Genomic DNA, 17611 nt, shown 5'->3' on the forward strand with positions numbered 1-17611 from the left:
GGTGGTGACATATGCCTTTTCACTGGAGAAGGCGTCGGAGAAAGGTTTTCTTACCTATGATAAATTCAATTTCCCGTCATTGATGAAAGGCGGCATTTGCCGCAAATTGTATCCTCGTGAAGGGTAGGGGTTGAAAGAGATAATTATTTAGAGCCACTCACTCGGTGCCTTTCCAAATTTCTTTTTAAAAGAGCTCGAAAAATGCGAAAGGCTTTCAAAGCCGAGGTCAAGATATATATCAGACGACCTTTTTTGCTTTTCTATCAGTTTGCGGGCCTCCAGCAGCCGCTTTTCCTGCAGCCATTGTCTCGGCGCCATGCCGAAGATCTTTTGGAAATCGCGCTTGAAGCCGGCCAGGCTTCTGCCGGTCAAGTCCGCAAATTCATGAACCGGGATATTATACTGAAAATGGCTGATCATAAATTTTTCCAGATCGATCTTATGGGGCTCTGAAAAGTCGAACAATAGATCACCCAGCTGCGGCATGGTGTGGAGCAAGAGTTTTACGGCTTCCTTCACTTTCAGAAGGCCTACATCATTCGGTATTTTTTCTGCCGGGTTGCGGACATAGGGAATTACGGATTGAAAGTAACCCTTCAGAAAATCGTTTGCCGGAATGAGAACGTTCGGCGGTCCGGCATATTTCTGGCGTACGGCGACCTGTTCCTCAAGCGCAATCTTCCTCAGCAGTTCTTCCTGCAAGGAAATGACGATCGTTTCATAGTCCTCATCGGGTAGGGGTGTTTTGGTGATTTGTCCGAGCTGATTCTTGCGGATCAGCAACATTTCACCCCTGCGCATGGAAATTTTCTGTACGGCGGTTTCCAACGTAAACTGTCCCGACACTTGCAGCACCAGGGTATTATGAGCCAGGAAGCCCACTCTCTCCCGGCGCCCGGTAGAGAGGTAGGCGTAGAAGATGACTCCCGGCATGATCTCATTTGGATTCGTCATGGGACGTAAAGTTATAAAAAGGGGCTTTATCAGCCCCCAACGTTACCTTTGCAAGTACGTACCGCCGAGGATCGCGCCCGGGGCAAAATGCGTGTTAAGCGTGTTCAGCTCGTCTGCCGTGAACCTGATATCCATCGCCTGCATATTTTCAGGCAAACGTGACCGGCGGCTCATACTGACCAACGGCATGATATGGTCGCCTTGCGCGTTCACCCACGCGATGGCCAGTTGTGTCGGCGTAGCCCCCTTCGCCCTTGCCAATTGTTTTAAGAGCTCGACTTTTTCCAGGTTCCGGATCAGGTTTTCGCCCTGAAAACGCGAAAAGTGGCCTTGATAACTATCCGCGGCCAGCGGTGCTTTCATTTCTCCCGTGAGTAACCCTTCGGCGGTATTGGCAAAGGCGACCACACCGATGCCCAACGCTTTGGCTGTGGGAAGGAGGTCGCTTTCGATCTGGCGGTCGGCCAGCGAATAGCCTATTTCCAGGGCTGTGACCGGGTGAATGCTGTGGGCCTTCCGCAACTGATCGGCCGTTATTTCCGAGACGCCCAGATAACGCACCTTTCCTTCTTTGATCAGATCGGCGATCGTTCCGATGACGTCTTCCACCGGCACGCTGTTATCCAACCGGCACGGCTGGTACAGGTCAATGGTGTCGATCCCTAAACGTACCAACGAGTAATTGATAAAGTTCTTGATGGCCATCGGACGCAGGTCCAGCCCCAGCCAATGCGTGTTGTAGAAAATGGCTCCGAACTTGACGCTGATGAACGCGTTGTCCCTCCGGCCCTTGATGGCTTTGCCCACCAGCAGCTCGTTGTGGCCGCTGCCGTAAAAGTCGCCGGTGTTCAAGAAGTTGATGCCGTTGTCCAATGCTTCTTGGATAGTGGCGATACTTTCGTTTTCGTCGTTCACGGGGCCGCCCCAGACGGGCGACATGCGCATACACCCCAAGCCGAGCTTGGATACGAGCGGTCCGTTCGTGCCGAGGGGTATTTTGTTAATAGTCGTCATGGCTCTCATTTTTATTGTTGAATGACAACAAAGGTCAGGGTTTGTGGAGCGTTCCAGCTTCTTCCCATGGCTCAATTTATTTGTCTGGGTGGCTCACCGCGGCAGCACGGGATCGCCGTTGATCGTAGCCGTGTCGCCAGAAGGCAAGACCGACGATTGATTTCCTGTTGTTCATGCTGATATTTTTCTTCAATTTGTCCGCCGCCGGTGATAAGGGGAGGAATTGAAAAACCAGATGCGTATGATATGATCAGATTGGCGAATGCTTTTATTATTCTTTTGCTAACCGTTTTCGCGGTACAGGGACAGGACACACCGCAGCCGAACATTATCGTGATCCTGACGGATGACATGGGCTATGGCGACCTGAGCTGCCTGGGGGGACCGTACCGTACTCCCCATATCGACAGGCTGGCATCACAAGGGCGGATCTTCACACGCTATTACAGTGCATCGCCTATATGCTCACCCTCGCGTGTGGGATTGCTGACCGGCATGTCACCTGCCAGATGGCGCATCACCAGCTTCTTGCAAAAAAAAGCCGACAATGCGCTATGCGAGCAAGCAGACTATTTAGCGACCGATGCGCCATCGCTGGCGCGATCGCTAAAAGATGCCGGGTATGCCACCGGTCATTTTGGAAAGTGGCATATGGGCGGTGGGCGCGACGTAGACCATGCGCCACCGATCACGGCCTATGGTTTTGATGAATACAAAAGCACGTGGGAAAGCCCCGATCCGGATCCGCTACTCACCGCGACAGATTGGATCTGGAGTGATCAGGACAGTATAAAAAGGTGGAGTCGAACGCGTTATTTTGTAGACCAGACACTGCGATTCCTGGAGGAAAACAAAGGCAAACCTTGTTATGTCAATCTGTGGCCCGACGATATGCATACCCCCTGGGTTGGCGGCGACGATGCTGTCGGAAGATACCCGGGCGGGCCGGAAGAGGAGAGAAGCTTCAGCGCCGTACTGCAAGAATACGACAAACAGATCGGGCGACTGATCGATGGAATCCAAAAATTAGGAATTGATAACAATACCATCGTGATATTTACCAGTGACAACGGCCCGTTGCCGACATTTGACGGAAGGCGGTCACGGGGTCTGAGGGGGAGTAAATTGTCCCTGTACGAAGCCGGTATCCGGATGCCGTTTATCATAAAATGGCCGGCCCGTATTAAAGCCGGCACGGCAGATTCAACGTCTGTTCTATGCGCGAATGACCTGTTTCCCAGCTTGTGCAAGCTATCCGGCGCACCCATGCCCGGCGGATCAGACGGTCAGGATAGGAGCCGGGTTCTTCAAGGCACACCGGCTGTGCGAACGAAGGCCCTATATTGGGAGTACGGCCGAAATGAAAGAACGTTTCGGTATCCGAAAGGAAGTGACAGAAGCCCGTCGCTCGCGATTCGGGAAGGGAAGTGGAAATTACTGATGAATAAAGATGGCAGCAACATAGCGTTGTTTGACATAGAGGCCGATCCGGCAGAGACCGTGAACCTGGCGGAGTCAAATGCCGCCGTCGCAAAAAAACTTAGCAGGAAAGTGGTGGAATGGTGGAACGGTTTGCCATCGGTGAACTAAGATACATCCGTTCGCCTGCGGACGGCTAATTGCAGATCCGGACTGGCTTTCTCCTAAAACGGCGGCAAATAACGGGTTTTGCCTGTGGCCCGGACTTTGCAACCGGAGCCATATATCCAATGACGTACTATGATCAGAATCTATGTTAAAGCGGCCGTCCGTAACCTGATACGGGAAAAAGGAAACACGGCGATCAATGTCGCGGGGCTTACGTTGGGCATCACCACAACGCTGATCCTTTTCCTGATTGTCCATAACGGCAAGAGCTTTGACACCTACCATACCCATTTTGACCGTATATACCGCGTCGTATCCAGCGGTGTGGGCAATTCGGGCACAACCTACACGCAAGGGGTGCCTCCCGCGTTGCCGGAGGCGTTCAAAGCCGACTTTGCCGGCGTGGAAGAGGTTGCGTTTACGTCGTACTTGCGGCATAGCCTGATCGTTGTACCACAGCCGGACGGGGATGTAAAGAAGTACGAAGAGTCCCAGGGACTTGTTTTTACGGAGCCCTCGTTCTTTAAGATCTTTGATCGGGCCTTGGTGTACGGCCATGCCGAAAGCAGCCTGGACGATCCCCAGGAGGCCGTCATATCCCGTAAGTGGGCACAACGATATTTCGGTACCGACGATGCCGTGGGCAAATCCGTGCTGTACGACAGCGTCGAATATACCATTGCCGCCGTGATGGAAGACTATCCCGCTACCACCGACCTTCCCTTTGACCTGATGTTGTCCTATAACACGATCCGCCAGCAACGGAATGCCGGGGGATGGAGCGGTGTATCCGACAACGACAACTGTTATGTGCTGCTCCGGGACGAGGCGTCGGCACGCGGGATCGAAGCGCTGATGCCGGGCTTTGTAAAGAAACACGTGGGCGATGAGGAGGGCAGGGGCTTTATACTCCAGCCCATGAGAGAAGTGCACATCGATATGCGCTTCGGTAACTATAATAAAAAAATGCCGCAGGTGGCCCAGATCGCATTTACCGTGGTAGCCGTCTTTATGCTGCTCACCGCCTGTATAAATTTCATCAACCTGGCCACGGCACAAGCCATACGCCGGACCCGCGAAGTGGGGATCCGAAAGGTGCTGGGCAGCTCGCGCGCGCAGCTGATCGTGCAGCTCGTGGGAGAGGCTTTTATCGCCACCACCGTGGCAACCGTGTTATCCATGGCCCTGGTGCCCGTCGTGCTGACCTTTATCAACCCCTTCCTGGGGATGTCGCTCTCGCTCGACCTGCGCGAGCCTGCCATACCGGTGGCGCTGGTGACGTTGATAGGGGGTGTGACCGTGCTGGCGGGATTGTACCCCGCCCTGGTCGTGTCGGGTTTCAGACCCGTGTTGGCGCTGAAAAATCAAACCGGTGCAACCGTAACGTCGGGCTATACGCTGCGAAGGGGGCTAGTGGTGTTTCAGTTCTTTATATCCCAGCTTTTTATATTCAGCACCATTGCCATGACCCGGCAGATGAGCTTTATGCAGCACCAGGATCTGGGCTTTGCCAGGGACGCCATCATTACGCTTCCTATCCCCGTGCAGGAGCCTGGTGGCAGCGCCGGCCCCGGAAAAATGCGAACGTTGAAGGACGAGTTACTGCGCTATTCCGGCATTTCGCAGGCAAGCCTCAACTACGCGCCGCCCACGGCCAGTGCCGTCATCTCTACCGGTGCGAGAATGGCCGACCAGGAAAACGAGATCGGTGTGCAATTGAAGCCGGTGGACGGCGGGTATATCGATCTGTTCGACATGAAGCTGGTCGCGGGCGAAAACCTCGGCGACCGTGATACCCTGTCCGGCTTCCTGGTGAACGAAAGCTTTGCAAAGCTCACCGGCTTTGAAGACGTGCGGAAGATCGTGGGGGAGGATATCCTGCTTTGGGGCAAACGCTATCCGGTCACGGGAGTGGTAAAGGATTTTCATACCCAAACACTGGAGCACGTTATTGAGCCGGTGTTGCTCTACAACGACAAAAGCTCCTATAGAAGAATCTCGATCAAGATCAGCACGACCGATATCCAAGCCACCCTGGACCACGTGAAAAGACGGTGGGAAACGATCTATCCGGAGTACAGCTTCCAGTATGATTTTATGGACCAGCAGCTCGCCAATATGTATGGCGGCGAGCGCAAAACGGCTACGATGCTGAACGTGTTTGCGGCCATCGTGATCGTGATCGGCTGTCTCGGCCTTCTGGGGCTCGTCACCTACATGGCCAATCAGCGCACCAAGGAAATGGGCATACGCAAAGTACTGGGAGCGTCGGTGACGGGCATTATGCTGCTCTTTTCCAAAGAATTTGCGCGCCTGATCGTCATCGGTTTTTTGCTGGCGGCGCCATTGGCCGGTCTGCTGATGCATGAGGTCCTGAAAGAGTTTGCCTACCGGATCGCGCTGGGGCCAGGGATGTTTGCCGCCAGCCTGGCGATCACGTTCGTCGTGGCATTCCTCACGGTCGGATATCGTTCCTTCCGGGCATCTTCCGCCAACCCCGTGGCGTCTTTGAGAACCGAGTAAATCGTCGCCACGTCTTCTGCAATATACCGGGGGCAGTCCAGCCGCCCGGCGTATCCTGCCATGGAGATACTGTACGCAACGGGAAGATAGATTTCCGGCTGTCGTATTTTTACAATTCCGTCAAAGACTGGCATCCTAATTTTACAGCCAAAACAACAACGTAAGAAATGAAATGGACTGCTATCCCCGCGATCGTGCTGTTTGCCATGGGCCTTTCGGCCTGTTCGAACGGCAAGACTGGACAGGAAAAAGAAAACACACAAAATCATAGGCCGGACAATATGAAGAACATAATCTCGATCGTCGAAATCCCGGTAACGGATCTTTCCAGATCAATACAATTCTACCAGGCAGTATTAGGCATGGCCATCGAAGAGGTGGATATGGGCGGAACGCGCCTGGGCGTGTTACCCGGTGGTGACAAAGCGGTGAATGTCGTGTTGGTGAAAAGCGCCGACTACACGCCTGCAACGGTCGGTGTGGTGGTTTATCTGAACGCGGGAGACGATTTACAACCGATGCTCGACAACGTAGCAAAGAACGGAGGGCAGGTGATCGTTCCGAAAACGGAGATCAGTCCTGCGATGGGTTATTTTGCATTCTTCCTCGATGTCGAAGGAAATAAAATAGGACTTCATTCCAGGAAGTGACGACCCAGGCCTATTCGTGCGCATAGAACAGGGCCGAGAGGGTCGTCTGTGCGTCTGTCAAAAACTCTTTCGGACTGGTCCCGGTAAATTCCTTAAAATCTTTTATGAAGTGGGCCTGGTCGTAGTACTCGCTTTCATACGCAATGTGCGTCAGCGTTTCAGACGGTTGGCTCAGCAACATCTTTAAGGCTGTTTGCAGCCTGATCACCCGGCCCAGCTGCTTGGGGCTGATGCCGATCTGTTTAAGGAACTTCCGTTCAAGCTGTCTTCTTTTCGAGGGGTCTTCCTGTAGAATGGCTTGTATCGGCGAGCTTCCGTTGGTCGAGAGCAGCGCGTCGATCGTTGTCTTTACGATGTTGTCGAGGGTTGTTTGCGCGTTAAGCTTGTTCAAGAGGAATTGTTCGACAACGCCGATCCGCTGCCGCGGTATCGGTTGCCGGGATAATTTGTTGCTCCAGCTCCCGGGAAGGGATTTCGCCAAACAGCTGTGCGAGGGGTGTTTCTTTGTTTGCCAGATCGTGGATCGGTGCGGTTACAAAGTTCGCAAAGCCGTACGGATAGAAACGGATAGCAAACGTATTTACATAGCCAGTCGGTTGGATATAAAAGGCCTCCAGCGTTTGGCCGAGGACCATGGCACGGGGCTGCAGGATAAACGCATCTCGGGACGTGAACCGTTTGATGTCATCCCCCAGGATAAATGCCATTTCGATACAGCCATCGGGAACGATCCGCTGCCGTTCGGAATAGTCGCTGGCAGGAACTTCGAGCATCCAGTAGCATTTCACCAGGGATTTTAAGTCGGAACAGGGTTGAAATGTTTTATAATTCATCGGGACTGTGTTATTTAGGGTATCGCCCATTTCTGTGATGGCGATGGCGGCGTATTCGGACTTCGTAGTCGAATATAGGGAATGATAAAGACATTCCAGAGATCCTCATGGATAACACAACATCAGAACAAATAAAACATGAAACGAGTAACAGGCATCGGTGGCATATTCTTTAAATGCAAGGACCCCAAAAAGATGGGAGAGTGGTATCAGAAACATCTCGGCTTTGGCGCAGAGCAATACGGTACAAAGTTCGATTGGCAGCAGGAAGGAACCGGTGCAACAAACAAAGGCTATACGCTCTGGAGCCCTTTTTCCGATCAGACCAATTATTTCGCACCTTCGGCAAAGGACTTTATGATCAACTTCCGGGTCGAAAACCTCGAAGCGCTGGCGGAAGAGTTGAAAAAGGAGGGAGTGACGTTCGTTGACAGCATCGAGACGTACGAATACGGAAAGTTTGTTCACATTCTCGACATAGAAGGCAACAAACTTGAATTATTTGAACCCGCGGAATAGCGGGCCAGTTGCTATAGATTATTCCGTTGCGTAAGCGTGACATTTGTCACATGTATTTTGTATCAAATGTCCTCGCCCGGCCCGGCCCGGAGATCTCAATTTTGTCCGAAACAAAATCTTACGATCTTGAAATTGAAAGACAAAGTAGCCGTCGTTACGGGAGGTAACAGCGGTATAGGTTTCGGAATAGCCGAGGCATTCAGAACAGAAGGAGCAAAGGGAGCGATCACGGGTAGGAATCAAACGACGCTCGACAGATCTGTGGCAGCACTGGGAAAGGATTTCATCGGCCTCAAAGGTGATGTGACCGACCTGCAGGATCTCGAACGAATCTTTACAGAGACGTTCAGTACGTTTGGAAAGATCGACGTGCTGGTCGTCAATGCCGGCGGGATAGTCGACAATAGCCCAATGGGACCCGTCACGGATGTGGGAGAAGAAGGGTATGATAAATACATGGACCTGAATTTAAAAAGCGTCTACTTCACGGTGCAGAAAGCATTGCCCTATTTAAACGACGGTGCTTCCATCGTCCTGATCGGTTCATCGGCCGGCCATCGTGCTGCGCCGGGAATGTCTGTTTACAGCGCGGCAAAAGCGGCCGTAATATCCTTTGCAAAAGGCTTTTCGCTGGACTTGCTGGCGCGAAAGATCCGCGTGAATGTAGTGTCACCGGGCCCCATCGATACACCGGTATTCGACAAATTCGTGCCCGAAGAGCAGGTGGATGGTGTGAAACAACTGTGGGTGAACCAGGTACCCGCGGGCAGGATCGGTCGGCCGTCGGATGTTGGACGAGCCGCCGTGTTCCTGGCGGCGGACGAATCGTCGTTCATTTTAGGCAGTGAGATCCTCGTCGACGGCGGGCTGACACACATTAACCTAATGAAATAAGCTTGCTGCAAACGGTATCGTACCGACCGACCGGTGGCACGATACCGTTCTGGGACCTCCGTTACATGAAATTGTCCGATGGTATGGTAATTTTTATAAGGCGATTTAGATAGCTTTGCGGAAGCTATTTAAAAATGTTCGAATCTTTAGCCGCGTACCTGATCGAGAAGGGTGGACTGACGCCGGACGAACTGAAACAGGTCGAGGCAGTAACAGTACCGAAGAAAATCCGTAAGCGCCAATACCTGGTGCAGGAAGGTGACGTCAGCCCGTATATGAGCTTTGTAGTCAAGGGATGTCTGCGGCTGTATCGCGTCAGTGATGACGGCACCGAGCACATCCTGCGATTCGTCATCGAAAATTGGTGGATCAGCGACTATGAAAGTTATCATTCGGGGCAGCCCGCTAAGAACAATGTGGATGCCCTCGAGGATAGTGAATTGTTAATGATCGAAAAAGGCAACTTCGACGCCTTGTGTAAGACAGTTCCGAGCTTTGGTAAGTTGGTGGAGAAATTAACGGCTAAAAATTTCGCGGCGCATCAGAGCCGGATCCTGAGCAACATCAGTGAGACCGCGGAAGAGCGATATGAAAACTTCATGCGGTCGTATCCGCAAATATACAACCGCGTCCCCCTGCATATGATCGCTTCCTTCCTGGGCGTGACGCGCGAAACGCTGAGTCGGCTGCGGCAGCGATAGTGTCCTATTCTTCCTGCGCGAGCAGTTCCTGGTACTTCTTTCGGATCTTTTTCCAGTCGGCCGTGTCTTCTCCCTGTTCTTCGAACAAACGACGAAGGGCGCCGTCTTCCATCGTCTGTCCGGAGTACTTTTGGGTCTCCATCACCACGAGCAGATACTTCGCCTTGTCGAGGCCCCGGAGTTCTTCCACCAGGTGGGCGTATTTCGGGAGCATGCTTGCGGCGAGGGTATAGTCTTCCTTGGAGTATAGCACGTCGTAAAGAACCGTGAACGTTTTAGCAACGTCTTCCGCCTCCAGCGTCCGGAAGAATCGATCTGCCACGGATGATCCGATATAGAACGTGTTCCCCGCCGGGTCGGTCAATGTAAATCGCCGGTCATCCACCAGGCTGCGCACCTTGGTGATCTTGGGAAATCCGGTGCGCGGGATCTTGCCGTAGTGTTGTTTTAACGCTGTGGTAAAAGAATGATTCACTTCGTCGACGTCCCGCACCATCAGGAAACACATGGTTGAGTTCTGGGAGGCCTCGAACCTGCGATTGCCATAGAAATGCAACGCGACATTTCCCCAGTGCAGCGCCAGGTATGGATTCGGCGAAGTATATATCCCCGACACGGTGAAGCCCAGGGCCTGGTAAAAAGACGCCTGCAAGCGTACGTCCTGACAGGGCATGATCGGGGTGACTTTTTCAATAAGACCGGTGTTGTTTTTCACGGCTGGATAGTTGATATACCGCAAAGGTAAAGTCCCCTTCAAAATCAAAATTGGAAAAAATGGACATCCGGTCTACCACGTCACCGGCGCAAATGTGCGGGGCGTGAACCCCGAGTACCGTTTGAAGTCGTTGATGAAATGGGCCTGATCGTAATACCCAAGCTCGAGGGCCTTGTCGGTAAAACGGGTACGCTCACGGTGGGGCGGCAACGCCGCTTCGAAGCGAACGATGCTGGAATACAGTTTCGGATTGAACCCGGAGAATTCTTTGAATCGCCTTTCGAACTGTTTCTCAGATAATGAAGATTCCCGGGCCAGGCCCGCGATGGTAACGTGTCCATGCATTTTTCTCATTTGCCGGATAGCGTGTACAACGGGGAGGTCGGTGTTCCGGGTGCTGTTATACCGCGTCTTTAGATAGTGGGTCATGATCCCGACGCGTTCGCGAAAATCAAAACAACGTGCGAGTCGATCGGTGATCGTGCCAGCATCGGTATACATGACTTCACGGAGGTCGAGCAACTGGTGCGCGAGCGCGGATGCGGAAAGATCAAAGAAGAAAGGTATCGCATGCGAGTACAACGATACACCGAATATTTCCGAGAGATCACCGGTCTCCAGGCTGCGAGGGGTATTGGAGTGGCCTTGTATCGATGAAAATACGGTGTTCCGTTTTTGCTTGCTCCCGGGGGCAAACGCAAAAGCGATCTCTGTACGGGTGTTGGCCGTAGCATGGTATGTAAAATAGCGTTGCACGCCCGCATGCCAGCGGCTGCACCAGAAGTGACTGACCAGGTCCTGCAATTCTATGCAGGGCATCGCTACTTCGTATGTAATGGCATCCCAAAGAACCATGATCCCACAAATCTACAGTAAAAAAACATCCGGTTATCGGGCATTCCATCGTCTATCCAATCAAAGTCCTGCTGATTTTAACTTAAGTGAAAAACCGTCAGCGGAATAACCCGGACTTTTGACATACGAAATAATAAAAAAACAGTACACCATGAATTCACCACAGGAGTCCCAGACCGGCGTTTCGCACGACATCGTTGAAACGGCAAGATCGTTACGCAAACTATACTTTTTACGGGCTGCGTTCTCGATCACGTGGGTGATCCTGGTATTGGTGCTCGCAAAAACCAATGCCGGCATCGCCAGTATCCTTTTCATTATTTACCCGGCCTGGGATGCGCTGGCGATCTACCTGGACATGAAGGCTAATCCACAGACGGCTCCCAAAACGCCGCAGCTTGTGAACGCCGCCATCAGTATCATGACCACGGTGGCAGTGGCATTGGCCCTGCAACAAGGTGTGCCCCAGGCGTTGATCGTATTTGGCGCATGGGCCATTCTTACCGGTCTGATCCAGCTGATCCTGGGTCTGCGCCGCCGGAAAAAAATGGGCGGGCAGTGGCCGATGGTCATCAGCGGCGGACAGTCCATGCTGGCGGGAGGCAGCTTTATTGCCACAGCGCATGCGCCGAATGCAGGGATCAACACCCTGGCCGGCTATGCCGCCTTTGGCGCCTTCTACTTCATCCTGACGGCCATCAGTTTGTCGAAGACGATCAAGGCCTGATGGCCTGCCTATCGGCAGGCGAGCCCACGGTGGCTGGCGCCCGGTCTCCTGACCGGCTTGCCGTACGTTCGACCATCACCGCTGGATCCGCTTGCGGATCCGGCTTAACGACGGATTGGTGATGCCGAGGTACGAGGAAATATGATAGGCCGGGATCCGGTTGATGATGTTGGGATGCTCATTCAACAGCCGGGTATAACGTTCTTCGTGCGTAAAGAACAAAAGCTCCTCGGCACGGGTCTGGGAATACGTAAAGAACAGTTCTGCCAGGAGCCGGCCGAAGTTGGCCCAGCTGGGATGGGTTTGATATAAACCGGAGAGATCGCGGTAGGAGATATAAAAAATCTCGGAGTCTTCCATCGCCTGGATAAAGTAATGGCAGGCCTTACGCGTGATAAAGCTGCGGAATGACACGACGAATTGATTCTCCGAAAAAAAGAAGATGTTCTTTTCCTGGCTTGTCTCGGGGTCGCTGTAATAAATGCGGAAGATGCCCTTTACCACCAGCCCCAGGTCATTGCAAACAACGGACTGCATATTGAAAAAGTCGCCTTTTTTAATTGTTCGCGACTTCCAATAGGTCTTGCTGTCGGCGAGGTCTTTTTCTGTCAGCCCGGCAAAGTTTGTCAGATGTGTGTGTAATACGGCTTGATTTTCACTCATAGCAGTCATTTTTTTTGCCCGGACGGAAGGCAGACACCCCGTCGGGTTGGCTTGTCAGCGCAAAAATAGCGACCCAAACGGATTCCATTTTAACTTAAGTTAATATCGGCCCTTGGCTTCGATGGCAAGTTTTCCGGAATTTACTTTTTGCGTTATATTGTTCCTGCTTTTTTGCCCTTGCAGGCTATTTTGATGCCCGGTACGGACACTCACAGATATGAAATCAGTTGAGATAATAAGAAAACTGAAGGCATCGACCTTCAAAGATGAAGATGGCGAACCCTATACGGTCGATTTTAAACCTGGACTTACCGAGGCTGAACTGGATACACTCAGGGAGCGGTTTCCGTCAAACATCATTGCAGACGAATTACAGGAGATCCTCCGAGAGACAAGAGGATGGGAGGGACCATATGGAAGCGAAATCTATTTTGATTCAATAGGTGAATTTGGCTTCACGGAACTTATTCCACAGTCCATTACATTGGCCGGTAACGGATTAGGAGATCTTTGGGTACTTGATATAAAAGAGAACGGAGATTTAGGAAAGATATACTTTGCTTGTCACGACCCGGCGGTTCTTGTTATTTATTGCGATACATTACAGGAATTCTTTGAGACCCTGGAAGAGCATTATAATAATCCGGGCGATAGCTATTTTATTAACATTCACGAGAACGTTGTATGGGACATCTGGTCGACCCATCCCAATACTGTTGAGATAGCAGATTTTAGAAAAGGCAATGAAGAGCTCGCTCCATTCTTACGTGAATTTACCGATGATGAGTGGATAGTCGCCGATTTGAGGCGAGGAACCAGGAAGAGCGGTTTTGCTTGGGGCAAGTTCGGTCCCAATCAATTCACCAGGCGACACCCCAGAGCGTTAGTTTGGGTGATTCAAAAAAAGAAGAAGGGATTTCTTTCGAAGTTGTTTGGAAAATAGGAGCGGGAATAGCCTGTAGCATCTTGTGATCATCGCTTCATTGCAGGCCGCTCTTCTTTTGTTTATTCCCACGCCTGATCAAGAAGATACCCAGCCAGATCGCAAAGGCAGCTCCGATCTCTACGCCAAAAGGCCAGGACTCTAAGTTGCCCGATGAATAGTGGGTCACAATACGGAGCAGCTCAAGGCCTGTGGCAACGATAATCACGATACCCATGATCTTGAGAAAATTCATCTTACAGGTCAGTTGTTATTTACAATACGGCGACCAAGGTAATAAAACGGCTGTTGAATAAAACTCTCAAAATCTGTTTATTTAGGTATTATTCATACATGCCATGACAGACGTCGTACGGTTTTATATACTGGCCCATATCCTGATCTCGTTCACGGGTGCGATACTGCTGCTGGCCATCTGGTATAACATCAGCGATCGGTTCAGGCAGATCCTGCAGGAGGACAATTCGCCCAAACCGTCCGACCGTGGATTGCTGTATTTAAGCCTTGCCATCTTTGTGTGGGTGGCCGCCGGGTGCTGGGCCTACGCAGGAAATGGACTTCAATTCGCGCACACATCATACTTCCAGACAGGTAACAATTTGTTCTCCATTACAAATGACCTCTTTCTATTCCTGGCCCTGTGTTACGCAGATTATGCACCCGAGTTTATTCGTAAACATAAGAGAAATAGAAACCGGATCATTACACTTATATTCGTCACGGCGCTGCTTACCGGTCTGGTACCCCCCGTGTTGGCAGGAAACAACGCCTGGCATGGGGTAATACTCAGTGCGCTTCCAGACCTGCTGTTGTCCGGCTTTCTGACCTATCTGCTGATCGTCACTTTCTACAGGACGTTTGCGAACCGGGGGCTGAAGATCGTCGCCATTATTTCGGTCATCGCGATTGTCTTTATTTTCGTATCCATTCTGCCCGATGCCTTTCCCGATCTGTACGATGATTTTACCAAGAACCTGATCAAGATCTCGGCCAGGACGTCGTTCATCGCCGTCACCCTGGTACTGGCTACCAGCTGGGTCATTCAGCTCGCAACCACTCCCAAGCCCAACGAGATGATGATCAGCTTTATGGACTGGTCGTTGATCAAGATCACAATCCCCTCCAAGAAGGTTTTCGGTGCCACCATTGAGTTCGGCTCCAAGACCACGCAGTATGTCAACCTGTTCAAGTTTGCGGTGAGAAGGAAGTATGGGAACGAGGCGGCGCAGAGCATACTGATCGGGTTGGGCGGAGAGATCAACAATCAAACCTACCTCAGCCGGATCATCGACAACATGAATGAAATCTTGCAATTGGAAGAGGGCCAGAAACTGGACCGTAAGGATCTTTTTACATTTATCGGTCAGGGCAGGTATCGGCTGCGGATCGTTCCCGAGAACATCAGGATCGATGAGGCTCTGTTACGGGAATTTGTCAATTCGCCTGTAAATCAAGAGTATAAGTCCATTGTAACATAATGTAACTGCAGTTACAGATCCTTTCCGGAGATTACTTTTTGCTATTCTTTGCAACAGCGCTGGGGCGCCGCGGGGCTTGCCGCATACTTTTGGCATCACCCTAAACCCCGCGACACATGGCAAACATCTGGCTGAAAAAGAACATTGACCAACTTGTAAAAGAAGCTTCCTCCGGCGAAAAGAGCCTGAAGCGAAGTATCGGTGCCATGGGCCTGATAGCCCTCGGCATCGGGGCCATCATCGGCGCCGGGTTGTTCACCAGTACGGCCGAGGCCATAGCGTTCCATACCGGCCCGGCCGTATCCCTCAGTTTTCTCATCGCGGGCATAGGCTGCGCCCTGGCGGGGTTATGCTATGCGGAGTTTGCTTCCATGATCCCCATTGCCGGCAGTGCATACACCTACTCGTATGCCACGATGGGCGAATTCATCGCCTGGATCATCGGCTGGGACCTGGTCCTGGAATATGGCGTGGCGTCGGCCAAAGTCGCCACATCGTGGTCGGAATATCTCAATAAGCTCCTGGGCAACGTCTTTCATGTTCAGATCCCATACCAGTTTTCGCATTCACCGTTTCAATCCTCGGCGGAAGGGATCCAGGGCATCGCAAATTTGCCGGCGCTCTTCATCATCCTGGTATTGTCCCTGGTGTTGATACGGGGTGTCAAAGGCTCGTCGCTGGTCAACACCATCATCGTCATCATTAAAGTAGGGATCGTGCTGTTGTTCATCGGCTTCGGCTGGACGTATATAAATCCTGCGAATTATACACCCTACCTGCCGGACAATACAACCGGGGCGTCGGGCGAATTTGGCTGGACCGGTATCTTTGCCGGGGCTGGCGTCGTGTTCTTTGCTTTTATCGGGTTTGATGCGGTGTCTACCGCCGCCCAGGAATCGAAGGATCCGCAGCGCGATATGCCCAAGGGCATCCTGTTGTCGCTGCTGATCTGCGTGGTGCTGTACATCCTGTTTGCTCACGTACTCGCTGGCGTCGCCAACTACACCGAGTTCAGGACCGTGGGACAGGAAGCCTCCGTTACGTATGTCATCGATACCTACATGAAAGGATATGGATGGCTCTCCACATTGGTAACGGTCGCCATACTCGCCGGATTCTCGTCCGTGATCCTCGTCATGCTCATGGGGCAATCACGCGTTTTCTTTTCCATGTCAAAAGATGGGCTGGTGCCGAACGTATTTTCGCAGCTGCATCCCGAGTTTAAGACACCCTGGAAATCGAACCAGTTATTTTTTGTTTTCGTAGGGCTCATCGCAGCCTTCGTTCCCGCTTCCGTGATCTCCGACATGACCGTGATCGGGACACTTTTTGCGTTTGTATTGGTCTGCCTGGGCATTATCGTTTTGCGTAAAACAAACCCGGCCATTCCCAGACCGTTCCGCACACCCTGGGTTCCTGTGATCCCCATCCTGGGGATCGTTATTTGCAGTGGATTGATCTATACCCTGGGCCCTGCCAACTGGCTGCGGTTGATCCTCTGGCTGATCATCGGCGTCTTTATCTACCTCGGCTACGGAATGAAAAACAGCAAGCTGCAAAAGGAATCCTGAGTATCCGGCGCGGGTGGTTAATTCGTCCAGACAAAATCCATCTTGGGCTGGTCCATGGAGTTGTCGATCACCTGGCGCTCGATCTCCAGGATAGACTGCAGTGCGGCATAATCAACCTTGTCAGCGTCGTCGCCCGGCATGTGATAGTCGGGGTGGCCGCCGGTATGAAAGAAAAGGACAGGGATGTTCTTTTTGTAAAAGGATGTCTGGTCGGAGCCGCCGTTCCCGTCTTTGCCCGTATAAAACTTGATGTCGCTTTTAACGCCTTCAAAGATTGCGGGAAACAGCGAGCTTGTACCATAGCCGATCACGGCAACGCCGTTTTCAGGATTGTAGCGACCGATCATATCCATGTTCAGCATCCACTGGATGTTCTCCAACGGCAGGGTAGGGTGGTTGGTAAAATACTTCGACCCAACGAGCCCCAGCTCCTCGGCGCCAAACGCAATGAAGAGCAGGTTGTATTTCTCCCGCACGTTGTTGGTCGCATAATGCCGGGCAAGCTCCAGCAGTCCGGCAACACCCGACGCATTGTCATCCGCGCCGTTGTGGATCTTACCGACCCCCAGCGAGTCCTTCGAGCTGCCCTGGCGTCCTTCGCCCAGGTGATCGTAATGTGCGCCGACAACAACCGTATAGGTCCCACCGTTGTCCAGGAAACCAATGATATTGTCTGCCTGACGGATGCTGTCTTTTACGACCACCCGCTTTACCTTCGCTTCAAACGTCTGGCGGTAGCCTTTTTCGCCCTTGGGCGCCAGGCCATATTTTTTGAACTCCTTTTCGATATAATCGGCCGCCTTTTTCACCTGTTTGGAGCCCGTGCCCCGGCCTTTCATCTTGTCGTCCGCCAGGTAATAAATATGCCTCCTGAGCTGATCCCGGTTGATCTGCGCGAAGGAAAAATAGCTCAGGAAGATAAACGACGACAACAGGAAAGCTGCTTTATGGTAAGCCAGGACTCTTCTCATGGGAAAGTGGAAT

The 17611-nt window shown here is 52.0% G+C and carries 19 protein-coding genes; 10 read left to right on the forward strand and 9 right to left on the reverse strand.

The genetic code is table 11. From position 1 onward, the window contains the following. Window positions 1-147: 147 nt before the first annotated feature. Together KK078_RS18890 and KK078_RS18895 are read right to left on the reverse strand one after the other, a co-directional pair. On the reverse strand, window positions 148-954 hold the full coding sequence (locus tag KK078_RS18890) for a helix-turn-helix domain-containing protein (protein ID WP_254091869.1): 807 nt from the start codon (window positions 952-954) through the stop codon (window positions 148-150). 42 nt (window positions 955-996) lie between these two features. Further along, on the reverse strand, window positions 997-1968 hold the full coding sequence (locus KK078_RS18895; protein ID WP_254091870.1) for an aldo/keto reductase: 972 nt from the start codon (window positions 1966-1968) through the stop codon (window positions 997-999). 246 nt (window positions 1969-2214) lie between these two features. Between KK078_RS18895 and KK078_RS18900 the strand changes: the two genes are divergently transcribed. From KK078_RS18900 to KK078_RS18910, 3 genes are all read left to right on the forward strand, one after another. Then, the gene (locus KK078_RS18900) at window positions 2215-3558 is read left to right on the forward strand and encodes a sulfatase family protein (RefSeq protein ID WP_254091871.1); all 1344 of its coding nucleotides are present in this window, start codon (window positions 2215-2217) and stop codon (window positions 3556-3558) included. Window positions 3559-3687: 129 nt separating this feature from the next. Continuing rightward, a complete protein-coding gene (locus KK078_RS18905; RefSeq protein ID WP_254091872.1) occupies window positions 3688-6078 on the forward strand; it encodes an ABC transporter permease in 2391 nt (796 codons plus the stop codon). A gap of 167 nt (window positions 6079-6245) precedes the next feature. Beyond that, window positions 6246-6728 carry a VOC family protein gene (locus KK078_RS18910; RefSeq protein ID WP_254091873.1) on the forward strand — a complete coding sequence of 161 codons (483 nt, stop codon included), beginning with the start codon at window positions 6246-6248 and terminating at the stop codon, window positions 6726-6728. A 10-nt stretch (window positions 6729-6738) separates the two neighbouring features. Here the strand turns inward: KK078_RS18910 and KK078_RS18915 are convergent, their stop codons facing one another. Together KK078_RS18915 and KK078_RS18920 are read right to left on the reverse strand one after the other, a co-directional pair. Then, window positions 6739-7119: a helix-turn-helix domain-containing protein gene (locus KK078_RS18915; RefSeq protein ID WP_254091874.1), complete on the reverse strand. Its 381-nt coding sequence runs from the start codon at window positions 7117-7119 to the stop codon at window positions 6739-6741. Beyond that, on the reverse strand, window positions 7106-7561 hold the full coding sequence (locus KK078_RS18920; protein ID WP_254091875.1) for a DUF6597 domain-containing transcriptional factor: 456 nt from the start codon (window positions 7559-7561) through the stop codon (window positions 7106-7108). Before KK078_RS18920 ends, KK078_RS18915 begins: the two co-directional genes overlap by 14 nt. 138 nt (window positions 7562-7699) lie before the next feature. On the opposite strand from KK078_RS18920, the gene KK078_RS18925 reads away from it, so the two are divergent. The 3 genes from KK078_RS18925 to KK078_RS18935 all read left to right on the forward strand — a co-directional run bounded on the left by KK078_RS18925 (window position 7700) and on the right by KK078_RS18935 (window position 9675). Further along, window positions 7700-8080: a VOC family protein gene (locus tag KK078_RS18925; RefSeq protein WP_254091876.1), complete on the forward strand. Its 381-nt coding sequence runs from the start codon at window positions 7700-7702 to the stop codon at window positions 8078-8080. Window positions 8081-8206: 126 nt separating this feature from the next. Beyond that, window positions 8207-8974, forward strand: a complete 768-nt coding sequence (locus tag KK078_RS18930; protein WP_254091877.1) for a glucose 1-dehydrogenase — start codon at window positions 8207-8209, stop codon at window positions 8972-8974. A gap of 134 nt (window positions 8975-9108) precedes the next feature. Beyond that, complete coding sequence (locus KK078_RS18935; RefSeq protein WP_254091878.1) at window positions 9109-9675, forward strand: Crp/Fnr family transcriptional regulator; 567 nt, start codon at window positions 9109-9111, stop codon at window positions 9673-9675. A 4-nt stretch (window positions 9676-9679) separates the two neighbouring features. Here the strand turns inward: KK078_RS18935 and KK078_RS18940 are convergent, their stop codons facing one another. Both KK078_RS18940 and KK078_RS18945 read right to left on the reverse strand, forming a co-directional pair. After that, window positions 9680-10390, reverse strand: a complete 711-nt coding sequence (locus KK078_RS18940; protein WP_254091879.1) for a VOC family protein — start codon at window positions 10388-10390, stop codon at window positions 9680-9682. 72 nt (window positions 10391-10462) lie between these two features. Then, window positions 10463-11245 (reverse strand): helix-turn-helix domain-containing protein, encoded by a 783-nt coding sequence (locus tag KK078_RS18945; protein WP_254091880.1) that lies wholly within the window; start codon window positions 11243-11245, stop codon window positions 10463-10465. 151 nt (window positions 11246-11396) lie between these two features. On the opposite strand from KK078_RS18945, the gene KK078_RS18950 reads away from it, so the two are divergent. Continuing rightward, complete coding sequence (locus KK078_RS18950) at window positions 11397-11972, forward strand: DUF308 domain-containing protein (protein ID WP_254091881.1); 576 nt, start codon at window positions 11397-11399, stop codon at window positions 11970-11972. A gap of 75 nt (window positions 11973-12047) precedes the next feature. Here the strand turns inward: KK078_RS18950 and KK078_RS18955 are convergent, their stop codons facing one another. Further along, complete coding sequence (locus tag KK078_RS18955) at window positions 12048-12635, reverse strand: Crp/Fnr family transcriptional regulator (protein ID WP_254091882.1); 588 nt, start codon at window positions 12633-12635, stop codon at window positions 12048-12050. 217 nt (window positions 12636-12852) lie between these two features. Between KK078_RS18955 and KK078_RS18960 the strand changes: the two genes are divergently transcribed. Continuing rightward, on the forward strand, window positions 12853-13578 hold the full coding sequence (locus KK078_RS18960; protein ID WP_254091883.1) for an SMI1/KNR4 family protein: 726 nt from the start codon (window positions 12853-12855) through the stop codon (window positions 13576-13578). A gap of 37 nt (window positions 13579-13615) precedes the next feature. On the opposite strand, the gene KK078_RS18965 is transcribed toward KK078_RS18960, so the two are convergent. Next, window positions 13616-13813, reverse strand: coding sequence for a hypothetical protein (locus KK078_RS18965; protein WP_254091884.1), 198 nt, complete (start codon window positions 13811-13813; stop codon window positions 13616-13618). A 103-nt stretch (window positions 13814-13916) separates the two neighbouring features. On the opposite strand from KK078_RS18965, the gene KK078_RS18970 reads away from it, so the two are divergent. Both KK078_RS18970 and KK078_RS18975 read left to right on the forward strand, forming a co-directional pair. Then, the gene (locus tag KK078_RS18970; protein WP_254091885.1) at window positions 13917-15056 is read left to right on the forward strand and encodes a hypothetical protein; all 1140 of its coding nucleotides are present in this window, start codon (window positions 13917-13919) and stop codon (window positions 15054-15056) included. A gap of 116 nt (window positions 15057-15172) precedes the next feature. Then, complete coding sequence (locus KK078_RS18975; protein WP_254091886.1) at window positions 15173-16627, forward strand: amino acid permease; 1455 nt, start codon at window positions 15173-15175, stop codon at window positions 16625-16627. Between the two features lie 17 nt (window positions 16628-16644). Here the strand turns inward: KK078_RS18975 and KK078_RS18980 are convergent, their stop codons facing one another. Continuing rightward, the gene (locus KK078_RS18980; protein WP_254091887.1) at window positions 16645-17598 is read right to left on the reverse strand and encodes a M20/M25/M40 family metallo-hydrolase; all 954 of its coding nucleotides are present in this window, start codon (window positions 17596-17598) and stop codon (window positions 16645-16647) included. Between the last annotated feature and the right edge of the window lie 13 nt (window positions 17599-17611).

Origin of the sequence: Dawidia soli, assembly GCF_018598185.1 — a bacterium.
In the GTDB taxonomy this organism is placed as follows: Bacteria; Bacteroidota; Bacteroidia; order Cytophagales; family Cyclobacteriaceae; genus Ohtaekwangia; species Ohtaekwangia soli.

Coding starts and splice junctions, on each gene's coding strand:
- KK078_RS18905 (WP_254091872.1), top strand. CDS start 3,688: ATGATCAGAATCTATGTTAAAGCGGCCGTCCGTAACCTGATACGGGAA.
- KK078_RS18910 (WP_254091873.1), top strand. CDS start 6,246: ATGAAATGGACTGCTATCCCCGCGATCGTGCTGTTTGCCATGGGCCTT.
- KK078_RS18955 (WP_254091882.1), bottom strand. CDS start 12,635: ATGAGTGAAAATCAAGCCGTATTACACACACATCTGACAAACTTTGCC.
- KK078_RS18925 (WP_254091876.1), top strand. CDS start 7,700: ATGAAACGAGTAACAGGCATCGGTGGCATATTCTTTAAATGCAAGGAC.
- KK078_RS18890 (WP_254091869.1), bottom strand. CDS start 954: ATGACGAATCCAAATGAGATCATGCCGGGAGTCATCTTCTACGCCTAC.
- KK078_RS18950 (WP_254091881.1), top strand. CDS start 11,397: ATGAATTCACCACAGGAGTCCCAGACCGGCGTTTCGCACGACATCGTT.
- KK078_RS18960 (WP_254091883.1), top strand. CDS start 12,853: ATGAAATCAGTTGAGATAATAAGAAAACTGAAGGCATCGACCTTCAAA.
- KK078_RS18895 (WP_254091870.1), bottom strand. CDS start 1,968: ATGACGACTATTAACAAAATACCCCTCGGCACGAACGGACCGCTCGTA.
- KK078_RS18970 (WP_254091885.1), top strand. CDS start 13,917: ATGACAGACGTCGTACGGTTTTATATACTGGCCCATATCCTGATCTCG.
- KK078_RS18920 (WP_254091875.1), bottom strand. CDS start 7,561: ATGAATTATAAAACATTTCAACCCTGTTCCGACTTAAAATCCCTGGTG.
- KK078_RS18945 (WP_254091880.1), bottom strand. CDS start 11,245: ATGGTTCTTTGGGATGCCATTACATACGAAGTAGCGATGCCCTGCATA.
- KK078_RS18975 (WP_254091886.1), top strand. CDS start 15,173: ATGGCAAACATCTGGCTGAAAAAGAACATTGACCAACTTGTAAAAGAA.
- KK078_RS18965 (WP_254091884.1), bottom strand. CDS start 13,813: ATGAATTTTCTCAAGATCATGGGTATCGTGATTATCGTTGCCACAGGC.
- KK078_RS18935 (WP_254091878.1), top strand. CDS start 9,109: ATGTTCGAATCTTTAGCCGCGTACCTGATCGAGAAGGGTGGACTGACG.
- KK078_RS18900 (WP_254091871.1), top strand. CDS start 2,215: ATGATCAGATTGGCGAATGCTTTTATTATTCTTTTGCTAACCGTTTTC.
- KK078_RS18980 (WP_254091887.1), bottom strand. CDS start 17,598: ATGAGAAGAGTCCTGGCTTACCATAAAGCAGCTTTCCTGTTGTCGTCG.